At 60.3% G+C, this 19,109-nt stretch carries 17 protein-coding genes; 9 read left to right on the forward strand and 8 right to left on the reverse strand.

Features of this window, described 5'->3' with window-relative positions:
- Window positions 1-463: 463 nt before the first annotated feature.
- The 5 genes from HZB60_03085 (at window position 464) to HZB60_03105 (ending at window position 6,841) form a co-directional block, all read left to right on the forward strand.
- Window positions 464-643 carry a helix-turn-helix domain-containing protein gene (locus HZB60_03085; GenBank protein ID MBI5058751.1) on the forward strand — a complete coding sequence of 60 codons (180 nt, stop codon included), beginning with the start codon at window positions 464-466 and terminating at the stop codon, window positions 641-643.
- A 12-nt stretch (window positions 644-655) separates the two neighbouring features.
- Window positions 656-1,135, forward strand: a complete 480-nt coding sequence (locus tag HZB60_03090) for a chemotaxis protein CheW (GenBank protein MBI5058752.1) — start codon at window positions 656-658, stop codon at window positions 1,133-1,135.
- A 33-nt stretch (window positions 1,136-1,168) separates the two neighbouring features.
- Window positions 1,169-2,116, forward strand: a complete 948-nt coding sequence (locus HZB60_03095) for an HDOD domain-containing protein (protein MBI5058753.1) — start codon at window positions 1,169-1,171, stop codon at window positions 2,114-2,116.
- A gap of 62 nt (window positions 2,117-2,178) precedes the next feature.
- Window positions 2,179-2,607, forward strand: a complete 429-nt coding sequence (locus HZB60_03100; protein MBI5058754.1) for a response regulator — start codon at window positions 2,179-2,181, stop codon at window positions 2,605-2,607.
- A gap of 514 nt (window positions 2,608-3,121) precedes the next feature.
- Entirely contained in the window at window positions 3,122-6,841 is a 3,720-nt protein-coding gene (locus tag HZB60_03105) for a PPC domain-containing protein (GenBank protein ID MBI5058755.1), read from the forward strand.
- Between the two features lie 165 nt (window positions 6,842-7,006).
- Here HZB60_03105 and phoU read toward each other — a convergent pair whose 3' ends face one another.
- The 8 genes from phoU to HZB60_03145 all read right to left on the reverse strand — a co-directional run bounded on the left by phoU (window position 7,007) and on the right by HZB60_03145 (window position 15,089).
- Window positions 7,007-7,669 carry a phosphate signaling complex protein PhoU gene (gene phoU, locus HZB60_03110; GenBank protein MBI5058756.1) on the reverse strand — a complete coding sequence of 221 codons (663 nt, stop codon included), beginning with the start codon at window positions 7,667-7,669 and terminating at the stop codon, window positions 7,007-7,009.
- A gap of 144 nt (window positions 7,670-7,813) precedes the next feature.
- Window positions 7,814-8,560, reverse strand: a complete 747-nt coding sequence (locus HZB60_03115) for a phosphate ABC transporter ATP-binding protein (GenBank protein ID MBI5058757.1) — start codon at window positions 8,558-8,560, stop codon at window positions 7,814-7,816.
- A gap of 26 nt (window positions 8,561-8,586) precedes the next feature.
- Window positions 8,587-9,441 (reverse strand): phosphate ABC transporter permease PstA, encoded by an 855-nt coding sequence (gene pstA, locus HZB60_03120; protein MBI5058758.1) that lies wholly within the window; start codon window positions 9,439-9,441, stop codon window positions 8,587-8,589.
- On the reverse strand, window positions 9,441-10,316 hold the full coding sequence (gene pstC, locus HZB60_03125; GenBank protein ID MBI5058759.1) for a phosphate ABC transporter permease subunit PstC: 876 nt from the start codon (window positions 10,314-10,316) through the stop codon (window positions 9,441-9,443). Before pstC ends, pstA begins: the two co-directional genes overlap by 1 nt.
- Window positions 10,317-10,385: 69 nt before the next feature.
- Entirely contained in the window at window positions 10,386-11,246 is an 861-nt protein-coding gene (locus tag HZB60_03130) for a PstS family phosphate ABC transporter substrate-binding protein (protein ID MBI5058760.1), read from the reverse strand.
- A 74-nt stretch (window positions 11,247-11,320) separates the two neighbouring features.
- Window positions 11,321-12,418 (reverse strand): putative porin, encoded by a 1,098-nt coding sequence (locus HZB60_03135; protein MBI5058761.1) that lies wholly within the window; start codon window positions 12,416-12,418, stop codon window positions 11,321-11,323.
- A gap of 165 nt (window positions 12,419-12,583) precedes the next feature.
- Window positions 12,584-14,401: a PAS domain-containing protein gene (locus HZB60_03140; protein ID MBI5058762.1), complete on the reverse strand. Its 1,818-nt coding sequence runs from the start codon at window positions 14,399-14,401 to the stop codon at window positions 12,584-12,586.
- The gene (locus HZB60_03145; GenBank protein MBI5058763.1) at window positions 14,394-15,089 is read right to left on the reverse strand and encodes a response regulator; all 696 of its coding nucleotides are present in this window, start codon (window positions 15,087-15,089) and stop codon (window positions 14,394-14,396) included. Before HZB60_03145 ends, HZB60_03140 begins: the two co-directional genes overlap by 8 nt.
- A 476-nt stretch (window positions 15,090-15,565) precedes the next feature.
- Here HZB60_03145 and HZB60_03150 point away from each other — a divergent pair, with 476 nt between their 5' ends.
- Genes HZB60_03150 through moeB form a run of 4 tightly spaced genes read left to right on the forward strand, consistent with a single transcriptional unit; the run spans window position 15,566 to window position 19,109 of the window.
- On the forward strand, window positions 15,566-16,222 hold the full coding sequence (locus tag HZB60_03150; GenBank protein MBI5058764.1) for a peroxiredoxin: 657 nt from the start codon (window positions 15,566-15,568) through the stop codon (window positions 16,220-16,222).
- Between the two features lie 59 nt (window positions 16,223-16,281).
- Window positions 16,282-17,190: a cysteine synthase family protein gene (locus HZB60_03155; GenBank protein ID MBI5058765.1), complete on the forward strand. Its 909-nt coding sequence runs from the start codon at window positions 16,282-16,284 to the stop codon at window positions 17,188-17,190.
- Between the two features lie 36 nt (window positions 17,191-17,226).
- Window positions 17,227-17,664, forward strand: a complete 438-nt coding sequence (locus tag HZB60_03160; GenBank protein MBI5058766.1) for a M67 family metallopeptidase — start codon at window positions 17,227-17,229, stop codon at window positions 17,662-17,664.
- Window positions 17,661-19,109: a molybdopterin-synthase adenylyltransferase MoeB gene (moeB, locus tag HZB60_03165; GenBank protein ID MBI5058767.1), complete on the forward strand. Its 1,449-nt coding sequence runs from the start codon at window positions 17,661-17,663 to the stop codon at window positions 19,107-19,109. The genes HZB60_03160 and moeB overlap by 4 nt, the downstream gene beginning before the upstream one ends.

The raw sequence follows: 19,109 nt of genomic DNA on the forward strand, positions 1-19,109 counted from the left end.
GGAAGTAAATCAAACAAAGTCATGATATTAGAGATCTCAATCGACGCCGTCCTCGCCGCACCGGATTCATAAGAGACAATATAAGTGGGGAGTCAGGCCGAGGCAACAGTTGGAGGGCACGCGGGACGAAAATGGTGATATTTTGGACTGCCGGGTCAGGATTGACATTCGAGGCACAACGACGAACCATGGGAGTAGCTGAACATTTGGTCAGTACGATGGAGTCATCGTCGGCAGGACCTGTCATCTATGCTTGTTATTTGGTTAGAGTTACCTTGCATGAGCTCGCCAACGCGGCTCGCGTCGGCAGGTTCGGCGGGCATTTGATGTGGTGGGAGGATGGCTTCCGCAGGAACGCCCAATCGAATCCATTGCGGGAGGGCACGGAGCTTGCTATAGGATTAGGCGATGAACCGATTAGCTTAGTCACCTTCGGGAGAATGACCCCTTGGAACAACAGAGAATGGACGCGGAGCGCATCCGCACGCTTCGCCAGCGACTCCAGCTTACGCAGGAAGATTTTGCCCATCTGATTGGAGTAACGTTCTCCACGGTGAACCGATGGGAGAACGGCAAATCGACTCCGAATCGGATCGCGTTACGCCTTCTCGCAGGGCTTGAGAAGAAACTTAAGACGCAGTAACGACTTACGGCAATGAACACAACTTTTGCGGCAGCGGGATTTGGCGTGGGAACGGGCCGAGGTGATCTTCAGCTTGTGACGTTTTACTTTTGTGGCCATCAGTACGCACTGGACGTTGACGATGTCTATGGGATCTATCATGGGTTACCTCTGATCCCCTTGCCTGATCTTTCAGTGAACATCGACGGCGAGATCCAGGTGTCCGATCAGCGAATTCCGGTGGTGAACTTGCGGCGATTTGCCGACTTGCCCGAAGCGGCCACCACGAATTTCTCGAGCTGGGTGGTCGCCGTCAATCAGCCGGGTGGTCCGGTGGGGATCGCGGTCGATCGCGTTGCCGAGGTCGTGCGGCTCGAGCCGCGATCACTGGCGGGCGTGGATGGGAGCTTGAAGGCGCCGATTGGATCGTACATTCAGGCCACGGCGGGTTATCACGGTCGGACGCTGTTGCTTCCGGACGTGAGTCGATTGATACAAGATGCTATGAACTGAGCGACGGAATCGCTCGTACAGAATGGGAATTACGTGACAACGAATTCTACCAATTTGAGCGCGGCGCCCGAACTCGTGGACCTGCTAGCGTCCAGCGATCCGGCGCGACGAAGTGAGATTCAGCATCGAATCTTGTCCTCGGGCGATCTGCCGACCCTTCCGACGATCGCGATTGAGGTAAGCCGGCTGGCGACGAGTCCGTTGACGGGGATGTCGGACATTGTGCGGATCATTCGGAATGATCCGCCGCTGACCGCGAAGATTCTGCGCGTGGCGAACAGCGCGTTCTATGGCATGCCGCGCCGGATTGAGTCCCTGAATATGGCGTTGGTGGTGCTGGGCATGCGCGAGATCAACAATCTGGTGACCTGTATCTCGGTGTTGCGCGCCTTTCCGGGTCGCGGTGAAGCCGGTTTTGACCGCAACGCGTTCTGGGAGCATTCGGCGGGGACCGGTGAGATCGCGCGGGTCATCGCGTCGCGGTTGCACTTGCGCCTGCACGGGGTGGAGTTTACCGCGGGTTTGTTGCACGACGTGGGGAAGATCGTGTTGGACCAGCATTTTCACTCGGAGTTCATGGAATCGCTGCGGGTCGCTTCGGCGGAAGGCCTCAGTACGGCGGAGGCGGAGCGACGGGTGCTGGGGGTGGATCACGCGGAGATCGGAGCCTGGCTTGCGGAGGCCTGGGCGCTTCCGCCGGCGATTACCGAATGTATTCGTTATCATCACCAGCCCACGCTGTCGCCGGACTCGCGGACGTTGACGGCGGTGGTTCACATGGCGAACCTGTTCACGACCGCGATGCTCGGCAGTGAGAGTCAGCGGGCGCGGTTGACGGAGCGGATCGCGCTCAGTCCGGCCTGGAATATTCTTGCGGAACAGCATCCGGAGCTCATCGCGATCGACGTTTCCGGTTTCGCCGCCGACCTGCAGGAAAACATCGAGCGCGCACGGGACTTCATTCGCATGGCGACAGAGTAGCGGGCGAGCGCACGACGGATTCGACAGTATTTCCCGGACCGACCATCAACCCGATCAGACCCTTGCCGATTCGCGTACTTGTCGTTGACGACTCCCCGTTCATTTGCAAAATGATCTCGCTGATTCTCGAGGAACAAGGCGAGTACGAAGTGGTGGGCACGGCCCACGATGGTGCCGAAGGCCTGGGGCTGGCGGACCAGCTCCGCCCGGACCTGATTACGCTCGACCTGGATATGCCGGGCATGAGCGGTTCGGAGATGATTACCCGGTTGCGTCTTCGCAGCACGGTTCCGGTGGTGATTGTGTCGGGGCTGCCCGAGGCGATGGGTCCGGGTCCGGGTCATCCGGATTGGGAGCCGGTCGGATATGTCGCGAAGGTGCTTTCGGACCGGCCGTTGGATTTGAGCTTGTTTGCCGCGGAATTGGCCGAGGCGATTCGGGCCACGTGCGAGCAGGTCCGTCAGATTCCCGGTCGTATGACTATGAAATAGAAAGAGTTTACTGGCTGGAGGGAGCGTGAGCCGTTGACTGCGGGGTCAACGGCTCACATGTTTTCATAATTCATCATAGTTTAGTCGGGTTCCCCAGTAAAGCGTCAAGGGTATTCACAGGGTCCTGCAAACCGGCGGAGCTTCGCTTTGGCGCATGGATGGCCTCTCTTTTCCGGTGGGTCACTGGGGGTGGGCAGAAAATCCTGCCTTGCAAATCATGGAATTAGCTTCGCATGCGTCTATTCGGGCGGTGGATATTTTGGTTCGCAGGTGCATTAATAACAGAGGTTAAAATTGTGTTCGGACATTTTTGGTAAAAGTGAGCAAAGGGTTGCGTAAGTCGTTGACAAACTGTCAGTGTGGCGTTATATTTAGCCCGACTTGAACCATCCGGCGGATGCATGAAATGCGCACTGGATGTCGTCACGGGTCAGCTGTGCGATTTTCGTGGTTTTGCTTGCAAGATAAGGCAGTTTGGGCAATCTGCTAACTCACTTTAAGGAGAGGTGAAGAGATGACCAAGAAAATGCTATGGTATGTGTTCCTGGGTCTGCTTTGTTGTGGCTTAGGAGCGGCGGTGCTGAGTGCGAAGGTGAACAAGACCTCGCATACGGTGGTGGCTGGCAGTGTCGCTGAGAAGTATCAGCGGTTGACCGGCGACGCGGCCTTGGATGCCACGACCCCGGTTTCTGTTGGCAACAAGGTGGAGAATTTGGATGAGATGCGTGCGCGTCAGGCGCAGCGTGCTCAGGTGAATCCGGTCTCGGTCGAGACGCCCAAGTTGGACGTGTCGGCCCTTGAGCTTCAGATCGCCGAATTGGAAGCACAGCTGTATTCTCCGTCCGCCTCTGATCAGGATGCGGTCGTGCCGATGGATGTGAAGCTTCGCTTAGGCGAACTTTACGCGCTCCGTCCGGAGAATCAGCGGAACCGTCGCAGTCTCGACCAGGGTGTCGATGCCTGCCCGGGAACGGTAATTCCGTCGGTGCCCTACAGCGATTCCGGCACAACGGTTGGTTACGTGAACAACTACACGACCTGCGGCGCCAACACGTCGCCGGACGTCATCTACGAATTCACGCCGACGACGACGACGCAGTACATTCTTTCGATGTGCGGCAGCTCCTACGATTCGCGGCTTGAAGTTCGCAGCAGCGGCGCCTGCCCGGGTACGGTTCAGAATGGCTGCAACGACGACTTCTGCGGCCTCCAGTCGCAGTTGACGCTGGCGCTGACCGCCGGCACGACGTATTTCGTCATCGTCGATGGTTACGCCACCAGTTCGGGTGCTTACGTCCTGAACATCACGGAATTGACTCCGTGCGTGATCACGTGCCAGGGTGGCGATGTGATCGAGTGTGCGGCTCAGGGTCCGGATAGCACGACCCAGGCCACGGATTGCAACGGTGGTTGCAACAACTCGAGCGGCACGCCGTTGTTCCAGAACATCAACTGTGGCGAGACAGTGTGTGGCACGGGCTTCACCTATCTCACTCCGGGCGGCCTGCAGTATCGCGACACCGACTGGTACATGTTCACGATCGCGGCTCCCTGTACCGTTCGCGTCAGCGCCCGTGCGGAGTTCCCGGTTCTGGTGGGCATCGTGAACAACGTCAGCCCGTGCGCCGGTCCGGCCTTTGTGGCAAGCGCATCGAATGCGAACCTTTGCTCGACGACGGTGGCGACGTCGATCTGCCTCGCGGCGGGGACGTACGCGGCCTTTGTGTCGCCGAACGTCTTTACGGGTTATGCGACGCCGGCTGAATACCGTGTGACGTTGACCTGTTCGGCTCCGTGCGCACCGTGCGTTCCGGACCTTACGCTGGCTGCTCCGGGTTCGATCAGCGGATCGACCTGCGGCGCGGGTGACAATTGCAATCTGCGTGCTGGCGAAGATGTCACGGTTGCTGTGACGATCCCGACGGCCGGAAACTGGACGTTCAGTCTGTGTGACCCGGTGACGAACTGGGATTCGTACATGTATGTGACCACCGCTTGCTGCGGTGGAACGGTGCTGGCTCAGGATGACGACGCCTGCCCCGAGTTCGGCGTGGGTCTCTCCCTGATTCCGAGCCTGGCGCTCGCGGCCGGGACGTACTACGTTGACATCGAGCCGTTCTCGGCCGGTGTGTGCTCGACCTGGACCCTCGTGGTCTCGCAGCCTGCTCCGTGCGCGCCGCTCTACTTGGCGACGGCACCGTTCACGCAGGCGTCGCCGGGCACCTCGACGACGAACACGTGTAACCTGACCGCGGGTCCGGATGAGACGTGGGAAATCACGATTCCGAACGACGGCGAGTGGACCTTTACGCTCTGCCCGACGCTGCCGGCCACGTGGGATTCCTACATTCGTCTCAGCACGACCTGCTGCGGCACGTCGCTGATGGATGCGGACGGCAGTCCGTGCGACGGCGTGAACCTCTCGGAGATTACCTGCATCGCGTTGACGCAGGGCGTCTATTACTTGTCGGTTGAGGATTGGAATGCGGCGGCGTTGTCGGCGTACACGCTGCAGGTCTTTGAGTGCCTGCCGTGCTCGGTGGCTTGCGCCGGTGGAGCTCTGATCGAAGGCGAAGCTTGCGATCCGACGATTGACGTGGTGGACGGTGGCTGTAACTACACCCCGTTCCTCGCGTTGAACCTCGCTTGCGGCACGACCTACTGTGGCAATATCGTGGCGAACGACACGATCCGCGACACCGACTGGTACGCGGTGAACTTGGCCACGGCGGGCACGATTACCGTGACGGCTCAGGCGGAGCGTGCGTTCTCGATCACGATCATCGACACGACGTGCGGCGGCTGTCCGGCTTCGGCGTCGATTGGCAGCGGTTCGCAGGTGGCGTGCTCGACCTTGACGGTCGTCAGCCAGTGTGTCCCGGCGGGAACTTACTTCGTGGTGATTCTGCCGACGAACTTCCCGACGCTGTGTTCCGACTACAACATCACGGCGGTCTGCGATCCTTGCGTGCCGTGTGATGTGGTGAGTGCGGGCACTCCGGAAGCGTTTGAAGACTTCACGTCACCGACCTTCCCGGATGATGATCCGGACGGTGGCTGCAACAATCTGGTGCCGACCTACGGCGCGATCGCCTGTGGCGAGCACGTGGCGGGCCGCATCGCGGTTTACAATGCCGGCGCCAACCGTGATACCGACTGGTATCAGATCACGCTGGCCGACTCCGACAGTCTGAACATCACGGTGAATCCGGAATGGGGCCTGATGTTTACGTACCTGTTGGCGGGCGACTACTGTACGTCGTTTGGCATCGTGGCGGGTCCGGCCTTCTCGACCGCCCCGTGCGTGCCGTACACGCTGACCACCGGCTGTATCGCCGCCGGCACGTACATCGTGTTCGTCTCAACGCAGGATTGGACGGGACCGTTCTGTGCGAAGGAATACGACTTGTTCGTGGAATGCTCGCCGTGCGGTACGCCGTGCCCCGACATCTACGACCTGACGGCGTTGCCGTACAACCACCGCTTCAACGCGAACCCGAGCAATCCGCCGGACTCGCTGTTGTTGACGTGGTCGGTGCCGGATTCGTTGATGATCGACTCGGTCATCATCTATTCGGCCGACGGCGCGTATCCGACGGTAGATCCGCCGTCCGCTCCGTGGGTTGCGGTTGAGACCGTGCTGGGTGCTTCGGTAACGGGCAACTCGTTCCTCCGTAAGTACGTGGACGTGCGTCCGCTGTCGGTGCTTCCGAGCACGCCTGGTGTTCCGAAGACCCGTTTCTACAACGTGGTCCGCAAGTACTGTTTCGTTCCGCCGCCGCCTCCGCCTCCGCAGGCTGAAGAACGGTGCCCGGGAACGGCGCTCTCCGGCGCGTTACCGATCACGGTGACGAACAATACGCTGCTGATGGCGAACGACTACACGGCGGTGGGTCTGGGTGCTGCGGCTCCGGCATGCTGGCTGGGCTTCTATTCAGAAACCACGTCATGTGCGGGTCCGGATGGGGCGTATGACTGGACGGCTCCGGCGACGGCGACGTACACGATTTCGCTGGCAGGTTCGACGTTTGATACCTGCTTGCTGATCTACACGTACACCTGCCCGACCGAGCCGGTCAATCCGACCGACTACCTCTGTGGTAACGACGATTCCGTGGGTCTGCAGTCGCAGATCAACAACCTGTCGTTGACCGCGGGTCAGCGGGTGTTGATTGTCGTGGACGGTTACGGTACCAGTTCGGGTACGTACACGTTGACGATCTCGACTCCGTAGTTCGATCGAGACAATCCAGTTGGCCCGCGTGGGCCGGCTGGCGGCTGAAACTGAAAGGCCGGAGCGCAATGCTCCGGCCTTTCTCTCTCTATGGTCAGTCGCCAGTGATAAACAACAGCCCCCGCCGGGGCGGGGGCTGCAGGTCTAAGCTCGAGTGCGAAGTTTTCAGCGCGCGAGATGCCGGTGTCGTACCACGGATCCCTCGACCATGTATATCACATCCTGCGCGATGTTCGTGGCGAGGTCGGCGATTCGCTCCAGATAGCGAATGACGGAGAGCAGTTGGATCCACGGCTCAAGCTGGGAAACATCCTGCTTGATATACTGCTGAATCGACACGAACAGGCCCCGGTGCAGCGCATCGACCTCGTCATCAGACGCGCAAACGGCGCTGGCCAGACTCGAGTCGCCCTCGACGACGCAATCGAGCGACTTCCGGACCATGTTCACAACCTTCTCGGCCATCGTGGCGACTTCGTCGGGCAGCCGGATGTCCGGGTACATCGAGAGTGCGACGGAGCGCTCGGCGACGTTCGCCGCATAGTCGCCCATCCGTTCGAGGTCGTTGTTCATCTTGAGCACAGCCACGACGAACCGCAGGTCCTTGGCCACCGGTTGATGGAGGGCGAGGATTTTCAGGCACTCCTCTTCGAGCTGCACTTCGCGGCGATCGATCTCCAAGTCACCGGCAATGACCTGTTCGGCCAGCGCGCGGTTTCGGCTGGTCAGCGCGGTGACGGAGCGCGAAATCGACTCCTCGACGATGGTACCGACCTCGAGGGTGATCTTTTTTAGTTTCTCGAGGTCCTTTTGGAGATGGACAGCCATGGCAAGACGGGTTTGGACAGTGGAGAGAGAAATGAGGCGGCCGCTCCCGGGCAACGCCTCGCGCGTGAGGTGCAAATTTAATGACAGCCCCGCGGAACATCCTGACATTTTAACGCGCGAGCGCCCGCCGGGGTCCCGCCGGAATCAGCCGAATCGGCCCGTAATATAGTCCTCGGTCTGCTGCACGGCGGGCTTGGTGAAGATCATCTTGGTCAGGCCCAGCTCGATCAGTTTGCCTTCGTAGAAGAAGGCCGTATAGTCAGAGACGCGCGCAGCCTGCTGCATATTGTGGGTCACGATGACAATCGTATAGTCTCCGCGCAGTTCGGCGATCAGGTCCTCGATACGGGCCGTTGAGCGCGGATCGAGGGCTGACGCGGGCTCGTCCATTAACAGGACCTCCGGATCGACAGCCAGTGCCCGGGCGATGCAGAGTCGTTGCTGTTGTCCGCCGGAGAGAGAGACGGCATTGGTTTCGAGCCGATCCTTAACCTCGTCCCAGAGCGCGGCGCGGGTCAGGCTTCGCCGGACGATGTCCGAAAGCTGGGAACGGTCCTTGATCCCTTCCAGCCGGGGTCCATAGGCGACGTTCTCGAAGATGGACTTCGGGAAGGGGTTGGATTTCTGAAAGACCATTCCGACCTTGCGACGCAGCGCGAACACATCGGCATCCGGTCGGTAGATATCATCGCCGTCGATCAGAATCCGGCCTTCGAGACGGGTTCCGGGGATGATATCGTTCATGCGGTTGAGCGTGCGCAGAAAGGTGGACTTGCCACAGCCTGAGGGACCGATGAGCGCCGTGACGCGGGCGGCTTCGATGTCCATCGACACGCCGTACAGCGCCTGCACCGCGCCGTAGAAGAAGTTGAGGTCGTGCACGTGGACCATCACGGGATTCGCTGCGGAAGTGCTGCTCACCAACGGTATTTCTTTCGGAAGTGCATGCGGAGGAAGATGGCGACCAGATTAAGACCCAGCACCAGAATCAGCAGCACCAGCGCCGTCCCGTATTGCATCGGCCTGACCTTGTCCACGTCGGGGAGCTGCGTGGCGAGGATGTAGAGGTGGTACGGCAGGGCCATGACCTGATCGAAGATGGAATTCGGCAGTCTGGGCAGGAAGAAGGCGGCGACGGTGAGCAGAATCGGGGCGGTTTCCCCGGCGGCCCGGCCGACCCCGAGGATCGATCCGGTCAGCATTCCGGGCATGGCGTAGGGCAGCACATTGCGCCAAATGGTCTGCCACTGGGTGGCGCCCAGGGCGAGGCTGGCCTCTCGCAGGGAGCGCGGGACGGCTTTCAGCGATTCTTCGCTGGCGACAATAATGGTGGGCAAGATCATGCAGGCGAGCGTCAACGCGCCGGATAGAATGGAAGCGCCAAAGCCGAGGAAGATCACGAACAGACCCAGCCCGAACAGCCCGAAGACGATGGACGGAATCCCGGCCAGCGTCGAGATCGCCACTCGGATCAGGGTATTCAGCCGACCCTGTGTGGCATATTCGGTCAGGTAAACCGCTCCGGCCATCCCCAGCGGAAGCGCGATGGCCACGGTGCCAATGACGAGATAGAGCGTGCCGATAATGACCGGGAAGATCCCGCCTTCGGCACCGCTGCGCCGCGGGTATCCGAACAGGAACTCAGCGGACAGCACTCCCGCGCCGCGGATAACGATGTCGAGGATGATGTATGCGATGACGGCTACGACCGCGTAGGTGAAGAGGCGGAGCAGCCAGAAGCCGCGGAGTTCTTTGAAGTGCAGGTTTGGCATTAGCCGATCCGATATCGCTTCAGGACCCGTTGCGCGATGACGTTCAACACAAACGTCATGAGCAGTAATACCACACCGATACAAAACAGCGCGCGGTAGTGATGGCTGCCGAACGGCACTTCGCCCATTTCCGCGGCGACCGTTGCGGTCAGCGTCCGCACGGACGCGAGCGGATTGGCGGTGAGGATCGCGGCGTTACCGGTCACCATCATGACGGTCATCGTTTCGCCGATGACCCGGCCGATGCCGAGCATGATCGCGGCGATGATGCCGGACAAGGCGGCGGGGACCGTAACTTTGAAGATGGTCTGGATCCGGCTGGCTCCGAGCGCGAGCGACGCTTCTTTATAGGAATGCGGAACCGAGCGGATCGCGTCCTCGGAAATCGTAATGATCGTCGGTATCGCCATGAGCGCGAGCAAGAGCGCTCCGGTCAGCGCGGTGAGACCGGTTTGGAGTCCGAAGGCCGATTTGACGAGCGGGGCGACGACAATCAGGCCGAAGAATCCCAGCACGACGGAGGGGATTCCCGCCAGCATTTCCACGAACGGCTTGAAGAATTCGCGCTCGGTGGGCGTGGCAACTTCGGCGATGTAGATGGCGGCACAGACCCCGAAGGGCACAGCCATGATCGTCGCGAGCAGCGTGACCAGCAGCGATCCGGTGAACAACGGGATGATGCCGAACAGCTCTTTTTCGAAGGACACCGGATTCCAGCGCGATCCCAGCAGCTCCTGTGCGCCGGGCTCCGTGACAAATGGCGCGGATTCCCTTCCGAGAAACACAAAAATCAGCAGCACGATGAGCACGGACATCGCTGCTGCCGATTGTAAGATGATCTTGACTGCTTTATCCTGCCAGAGTGGACTCACGATTCACCCGCAGCGAATTTGCCGGAGGCGCCTGCCGGTCGATGATGGGCAGCGCTCGTTTCCAATTCAGAATCAGCTCTTCTTCACGGTCATATAGCCGGACTCGACGACGATCTTCTGGCCGGCCGGCGAGAGACACCAATCGACGAATTTCTTCAGTTCGCCGGTGGGCTGGCCATTGGTATAGTAGAACAGCGGCCGGGCGATCGGATAGCTGCCATCGTGCACGGCGGCTTCGCTGGGAAAGACGGCCGCGGCGTCCGGCGTGGACTTGACGTTTAAAATCTTGATCTGTGAGTTTTCGCCGTAAGCGACGCCGCCGTAGCCGATCGCCCACTTGTCGTCTCTGAGGGCCTGCACGATCGCGCCGGTGGACGGCATCAAACGCACGGTGGCGGCGAAATCGGCTTTGTTGAGGACATGTTCCTGAAAATAGACATAGGTGCCTGAGTTGCTTTCGCGCGACAGCACGACAATCGGCTGGTCGGGTCCGCCCACATCACTCCATCGCGTGTACCCGCCCGTGTAGATCTGCTTGATTTGTTCGAGCGCGAGTTCAGAAATCGGATTCGCCGGGTTGACCATGACCGCCAGACCATCCATGCCCACGCTGAGTTCGACGGGATTCACGCCGCGCTGCTTCGCCTGCTCGCGCTCATTATCCTTGAAGGAACGTGACGCAGCGCAGATATCGGTCGTGCCGTTGATCAGGGCGCTGATGCCGGTGCCGGAACCGCCGCCGGTCACGGAAATGTCGATTTGCTTGTTCGCCTTCATGTAGTCTTCGGCAAAGGCGGCCACCAAGTTGACCATGGTGTCGCTGCCTTTGATCTGAATGCTGGTGCTGGCTTGACCTGCCTCTTTGCGTGAACAGGATACGCAGAGGAGGAGCGTGGTGAGGAGCGCTACGGCGAGGAATGCCGTCCGTTTCATGAGCGGGGAGTCCTTTCTTACGGTAGAGTGAGAATTTACGAGTTCCATGTTAAGATCAGGTTAGGAACAGACGTTCAGAACTTGACTTCGATGTCAGCCATCAGACGCCCATAGGCACGATCAGCGCCGTTATCAAACGGATCGATGCGATTCAACAGGTAACGTACACGGCATAGGGTATTGGCCATCGGCCAGATGGTCCCCGTAACGGAATGCCCCGAGCCGTTTGTACCTCCTCCGATGAAATCGGAGTCGGCGAACTCACCAACCGCCGCGTCTTTCGCCAGTCGGCGGTAGTGGTAACCCACGTCCCAATCCCATCCCGACAGCTTTCGCTTATAGGTGACCCCCGCCAGGGCACCGACCCGCGCGGAGTTGCTTTCGGACGCGGCCATGTTCACGACGTACTCGCCGAGGAGCGACAGGGTCGATTTTGACCACGTCCGCGTTCCCGCGAAAGAGAGTTCGGCGAGATTGAAGTCCGACACGTAAACCGCACTGGATCCGCTGCCAGCCACACGGTTTCCGCGCGCACCGCCGATGATGGCATGGTGCTTCAGATTTTGGTAATCGGCGTAAGCGAGGGCAAGGACCGCCGTGCGCGGACCGCGCACGATTCGGTAGCCCGTCTGGGCCAGCAGCAGCCCCTGATCCGGCTGGGTAGCGGATTCCGTTAGCCAGAATCCGCCGGCGGTAGCCAGCAGGCCGGACTGCTTGGGATCGCCCTTCCAGCGCCCGGCGGCTCCTTCGAGATTCAAGTCAGTATCCCAGATCAGGTCTGTGGATTCCAAGGGCACCCCGAACTTTCCCGCGAACAGCGAGATTTTCGGCGCCGGATGCATTTCAAGGAAGGCGCGGTCAATCCAAATTCCCTTCTGTCCAGACCCTCCGCCCAAGTCCTGATTGGTTGAAACCGGCTCGCCTTTCCCGCTGGCGAGGCGCAGGCTTGCTTCAAGGCGCTCGTTGATCGTGGCCATGGTCGCGAACCGGACCCGCAACCGATGGCGATGGCGGTCAGGTTTCGCGTGTTCCGTGATGCTCTCATGACGATAGCGAAAGTCGCCTGAGAGGGTGATCCGGTCCGACCACGGTTTCGGCGCCTCGGCTCGGACAAGCGTTACGAGCCACAGTGAAGCGACCAAAGCGATACAACGGCGCAATCTGAGATGCATGACGACTCCTGAAGCGATCCGCGTTACTGAATGGTGACGATCAGGTTTCAAATAAACGACCGTATTGTGAACATCGTGTTAGAAGAGAGTAAGGAATTGCCCTCAAATGAGAAAAGAGGCCGCTATGCCTCTTTGGTGACGAACAAGTCGTGGGACGCCGCGGGCTCAGCTTGCCGGCAATTCGATTGAGAACTCGCTGCCGGCGCCGGCCTCGGACCGCACGCTGATCTTTCCGGCATGGACCTGGACGATATGCTTCACGATGGCCAGTCCGAGTCCGGTACCGCCGAGTTGCCGGCTGCGCGCTTTGTCCACGCGGTAGAAGCGTTCGAAGATTCGCGAAAGATGATCGGCCGGAATCCCGACACCGCGGTCGCGCACGCGAATCACCGCGCGGTCTTTAAGACTCGAAATCGCGACGGTCACCAATTGGTCGCGTCCACTGTATTTGATGGCGTTGTCGAGCAGGTTGGCGATGGCCTGCTCAATCAGCAGCGCATTTACGGGCGCCAGGACATCGGCCGGGCAGACCAGCTCAATCGTAACCCCATGTTCGGCGGCCTTGCGGGAGAGATGCGAGATGGCCGCCGCCGCGATCGCTCCGAGGCTGCCGGGTGCGCGCTGCAGGTCACCGCGATTCCCCTCTTGTTCGATGCGCGACAGGCTGAGCAGATCGTCGATGATCGCGTTCAAGCGAATGGCATTCTGCTCGATTCTCGTCAGGAAATCGCGGGCTTTGTCCCGGTCATCAAGTGCTCCGTCGAGCAGCGTTTCCACGAAACCCTGAATCGTGGTGATCGGCGTCTTCAGCTCGTGCGACACATTGGCGACAAACTCGCGGCGCACGTTTTCGAGTTTTCGCAATCGGGTAATATCGTTGAAGACGACCAGCACGCCTTTGGTCGCGCCGCTCAGATCGCGGAGCGGAGCGCCGGCCACCTGCAGCACGCGGTCTTCGCTGAATTCAAGCGTGACCTCACCTTCCCCGATCTGTGACCCGGCCAGGATTTGCCCGATATACTGTTGGAGTCGGCTGCTGCGGGCGACTTCGGGCAGCAACCGGCCGACCACCTTGTGCGACTCAACTCCGAGCAGCTCGGCGGCGGCGCGGTTGGCATACAGCACGCGCTCGTGCGCGTCGAGGGCGATCACACTCTCGCGCAGGCTGGCCAGAATCGCTTCCTGTTCGTTGCGCTGGAGCGTAATCGCATGGATCTTGTCGCCGAGCTGATCCGCCATTCGATTCAGGGAGTCGGCCAGCCCGGCCAATTCCGTGATTCGCGGGAGCTTGACCTTTTCGGAGAAGTCGCCCGCGGCGAAGCGTTCAGCGCCGCGCTGCATGTCGGCGATCGGGCGATTCACGAAGCGCGAGAGCACGACCGTAATCAAAGCGGCCACGGACAAGGAGACCAGTACCGCGAGCAGGATGACGACGCGATTCCGTTCGAGATCCGGGCCCTGTGCTACCAGCGGGACGGCGGAGCGCATGGCTCCTACGACCTGGCCGCGGTGCAAGAGTGGGACGGCCACGTACAGCACTTCGCTGCGCAGGACTTCGCTGCGTCGTGTCGCCGAGCCGGTCTGGCCCGCGAGCGCCGCGCGAACTTCCGGTCGAAAGCTGAGCGATTCCAGGTCGCGCGGATCGATCGGGCGGATCAGCGCGGTATCTGCGGCGGAGAATCGATCTTCGCGATCACTGTCACCGAGCACGCGTCCCGCAGTCGAGACGAGCGTGAGCCGGACGCGCGAGACGGCGGACGCGTATCGACAGAAAGACTGGAGTGAATCAGGGGGGGTGAACGGGAACGAGGAGGGAACTTGCTCCGCCAGCAGCCGCAGTCGGACTTGCAGATCGGCCGCGGTGCGTCGCAGGTGGTATTCCTGGAGGACGGAATTGGTGTAGGTCCCTGTGACCACGACGGCCACGAGGATAATCAGGAAGTAGATCGGCGCGAGCGTCCAGAGCAGCCGGTTCCTAAGCATGCCGCAGATCCCGGAAGCGATAACCGACACCGCGGACGGTTTCCACCATGTCGCCGGCTTGTCCGAGTTTGCGGCGCAGGGAAACCATATGAACATCGACCGCGCGACCGGTAACTTCGGAGTTGCTGCCTTGAGCGAATTCGAGGATCTGTTCGCGGCTGTACACCCAGCCGGGGCGGCGGCAGATCATTTGCAGGATGCGGAACTCCGTCGCCGTCAGATCGACGGACTGGCCGCTGACGCGAACTTCATGCTTGTCGGGGAGAATCACGAGGGGGCCGAATTGCAAGGTGCTGCCGGTAATTTCCGGTGAACTCGCGCGTCTCAAAACGGCCTTCAGGCGCGCAAGCACAACGCGCGGGCTGAACGGTTTCGTGATGTAATCATCGGCGCCGAGTTCGAGACCGGTGACAATATCGGCCTCTCCGTCCTTCGCCGTGAGCATGATGATCGGGATGTTGACGGTCTCGACGTTGGACTTCAGGGTTCGACACAGGTCGAGTCCGTCCACGCCGGGCAGCATCAGGTCCAAAATCACCGCGTCGGGCGAGCTGTCATTGACGATTTTGAGCGCCTGTTCGCCACTGGTGGCCGTGACCACCTGATGACCTTCGCGGCTCAGGTTGTAACGCAGGAGTTCGAGAATGTCTTCTTCGTCGTCAACAACGAGGATTTTGGCCTTGCTCATGGTAGTGTTCCGACGTGCTGCCGAGTGGCAGAGACTCCGCTTGCAGCCAAGCGGGGTCCGGCTGTTAGGATCTCGTTCCGGAAATTTACGAGGAATCGCCCGGAAACGCAACCGACCAGCTCGTCCTCTCGCAGCACCCCTGCGGTCCGTGCTGTGGACCCGGCGCACGGACGGTAAGTGAAATAATTCAATAGTTTAACAAATGTGACTCTTTTTGGAAAATTACTTGACATGCGGGTGTCAGAGCATTAAATTGGTAGCATCATGATCCACCAGCCGTCCCATAACACCTGCTGCTGTTGTCCTTGTTGGAAATACCCTCCGGCGAAGTTCGGCCTCGTGTTGCCTCCGAATTGACGGACGCTGCAATACAAACAGCCTGACCCCTTCGCCACCGCGAGGGGGTTTTTCTTTTGGCGATAAGTGCTTTTGTCGGCGGAATGCCGAGCCACCACAACGGAAGGAATGATTGCGCCATGAGTGACACGACTGCGACCGCATATTTACCCCGCCTGAATGAGCCGGCGCCGGACTTCACCGCGAAAACCACGCAAGGCGAGCTGAAGCTGGCCGATTTCAAAGGCAGGAAGTGGGTGGTGCTGTTCAGCCATCCGGCGGACTTTACTCCCGTCTGCACGACGGAATTCATCGCCTTCGCGCGAAACCACGAAAAATTCGAGCGCCTGAACACACAGATCATCGGTCTGTCAATTGACAGCATCTATTCGCACATTGCGTGGGTGCGGAACATCGAAGACAAGTTCGACGTGAAGGTCCCGTTTCCGGTGATCGCGGACCTGAAGATGGATGTGGCACGCGCCTACGGCATGGTGCATCCGACGGCGTCCGACACGTCGGCGGTGCGGGCGGTCTTTGTGATCGACGACAAAGGCATCATCCGGGCGATGATCTACTACCCATTGACGAACGGTCGCTCGATTGACGAGGTCTTGCGGATTGTTGAGGCCTTGCAGACCACGGATAAGAATCAGGTCGCCACACCGGAGAACTGGCGTGCCGGTGATAAGTGCATCGTGCTGGCGCCGCAGACCGTACAGGTGGCGGCGCAGCGGTCGGCAGAAGGCTTCGACTACACCGACTGGTACTTTACGAAGAAAGCGGTGAATTCGTGACGGCCTATCCGCTGCTGACGACGGAAGCCGCGCCCCGGGAATCGGTGACCGCTGATGACTTGTTTACGCCACCGCCGGTGGTCACGCAAATCGGGAATACGCCGCTGCTCGAACTCAAGCAGGTGCGTAGCGGGCTCCACCCCGCCGTGCGCGTCTTTGCCAAGGCCGAGTGGTCCAATCCGGGAGGCTCGGTGAAGGACCGCGCGGGCTGGTATATGATTCGGCAGGCGATCATTGATGGCCGGCTGAGCGGGGACCGGCGCATTCTCGATGCCACGAGCGGCAACACGGGAATTGCGCTGGCGATGATCGGCGCCGCGTTGGGGATTGGCGTCACGCTCTGCATTCCCGCGAATGCGAGTGCGGAACGGAAGCGCATACTTGCGGCTTACCATGCGGAGGTGATCCTGACGGATGCCTTGGGATCCACGGACTCGGCGCAGGCCACGGCGCGACAGCTTTCTCTGAAGTACCCTGACCGCTACTGTTACCTCAATCAATACGCGAATCCGGCCAATGTTCGCGCGCACATGTTGACGACCGGACCCGAAATCTGGCGACAAACCGACGGGAAGGTCACGCATTTCGTCGCGGGTCTGGGCACGACCGGAACCTTTACGGGTGTCGGACGCTATTTGAAGGCGCGGGCGCCGCAGGTCAGGGTCTTTTCGTTTCAGCCTGACGGTCCGCTGCACGGACTCGAAGGATTGAAACACCTTCCGACGGTTCACGTTCCGGAGATTTACGACGCCGCGCTATTGGACGGGAATCTTGAGGTCAGCACGGAAGACGCTTACCTGATGATGAAGCGACTGGTGCGCGAGGAAGGCCTGTTCGTCGGCGTGTCCGCGGCGGCGGCAACCGTCGCCGCGCTGCGCCTGGCGGCCACGCTCGAATCGGGGCTGGTGGTGACAATTCACTGTGATACCGGCGCGCGCTACCTGTCGCTGCCGGTGTGGGATTCCTGATGGGGCACAGCCAACTGTGCAGAGAGGACTTCTGATTTGGCGATTCAATTGACGGCCGGACACATCTCGCTCATCGGTCGGGAAGCCGAGCACGGCTATCCCGATGAAGTCTGCGGGTTTCTCTATGGCCGGGATGGCGGCGATACGCGCGAGATTCAGCGCGTGGTTCCCGTGGTCAACGAGCAGCATTTCAACCGCGCGCGCCGGTTTCTCATCACGCCCGACCAGTTTCGTCACGCGGAGTCGCGGGCGCACGAATTCGGTCTGGACTTGCTCGGCTTCTACCACTCGCATCCCGACCACCCGGCGATTCCCTCGGAATTCGATCGCGAGCACGCGTTGCCATTCTACTCCTATGTCATTATCTCCGTACGTTCCGGGCGGAGTGCCGAGTTGCGCAGTTGGCTGCTGCTCGAAGATCGCAGCGGCTATGCCGAGGAAACAATCCGGGAACTCACCACCACGACGATATGAGCATCTCCATTCAAATTCCCACAGTACTCCGCAGGTTCACGGAGAATCTGGACCAGGTTGAGGTTGACGGCGCCAACGTGCGCGAGGCTCTGCAGTCGCTGGTCTGGCGTCACCCGCATCTACGGAAGCACCTGTATGACGACGCCGGTTCTGTACGCAGCTTTGTGAACGTCTATCTTGGTGATCAGGACGTGCGTCACTTGCCCGCGAAGCACGACACCCGGCTGAACGGCGGCGAGGTCCTGACCATCGTGCCTTCCATTGCCGGGGGCAGCGGCCGCAATGGGCTGCCGCCATTGACACAGCATGAGATTCGGGCGTACAGCCGGCATTTGTTGTTGCCCGAGGTCGGCGCGGAAGGCCAGCGCAAGCTGAAAGCCGCCTCCGTACTCGTCATTGGCGCGGGCGGGCTCGGCTCACCGTTATTGGCCTACCTGAGCGCGGCCGGAGTTGGCCGCATCGGTATTGTCGATCTCGATGTGGTGGACGAAACGAATTTGCAGCGGCAGATTATTCATGGTGTGGACCGCCTCGGCGCGTCCAAGCTTGAATCGGCCCGGCAGTTCATTCGCAACCTCAATCCACGTGTTCAGGTCGATCTGCATGAGACATATCTCTCGAGCGAGAACGCGCGGTCGCTGGCCGCGGGTTACGACATTCTGGTGGATGGGACGGATAACTTCCCGACGCGTTATCTCGTCAACGATGTTGCCTACTTGCTGGGAAAGCCGAACGTCTATGGCAGCATCTTTCGATTTGAGGGGCAGGCCAGTGTTTTCTGTACGGAGGGCGGACCGTGTTATCGTTGTCTCTATCCGGAGCCACCGCCGCCCGGGTTGGTTCCTTCGTGTGCCGAAGGCGGGGTTTTGGGCGTCTTGCCGGGGATCGTCGGGTCGATTCAGGCGACGGAGGTCATCAAGCTGATTCTCGGAGTTGGGCAGTCGCTGGCGGGTCGCTTGCTGCGCTTTGACGCGTTGGGCATGAAGTTTCGCGAGTTCGTGTTGCAACGCGATCCAGCTTGTCCGCTGTGCGGTGACAGGCCCTCCATTCACGACTTGATCGACTACCACGAGTTCTGCGGACTTCCGGCATCGCAGGGCTCGGTCTCCGTGCCGGTCGAGAACCAGATCGACGTGAAGCAACTGCACGCGCTGCTGGAACACGGCAACGGCCATCGTCCGGTGCTTCTGGATGTGCGGCTGCCCGAGGAGCTTGAAATCTCCGCCCTGCCGGGCGCGCAACTGATCCCGATTCAGGAACTGGAGTATCGGCTGCACGAGGTGGAACGGGAGCGGGACGTGGTGATCTTTTGTCGCAGCGGCCGCCGCAGCGCCCAGGCGTGGTATCTGTTGCGCGATGCGGGGTTTCGCAATCCCATGTACAATCTGGAGGGCGGCATTCTGGCGTGGGCGGAGCAGATTGATCCCACGATGGCCTTATACTGA

The organism is candidate division KSB1 bacterium, assembly GCA_016214895.1.
Classification (GTDB): domain Bacteria; phylum Electryoneota; class RPQS01; order RPQS01; family RPQS01; genus JACRMR01.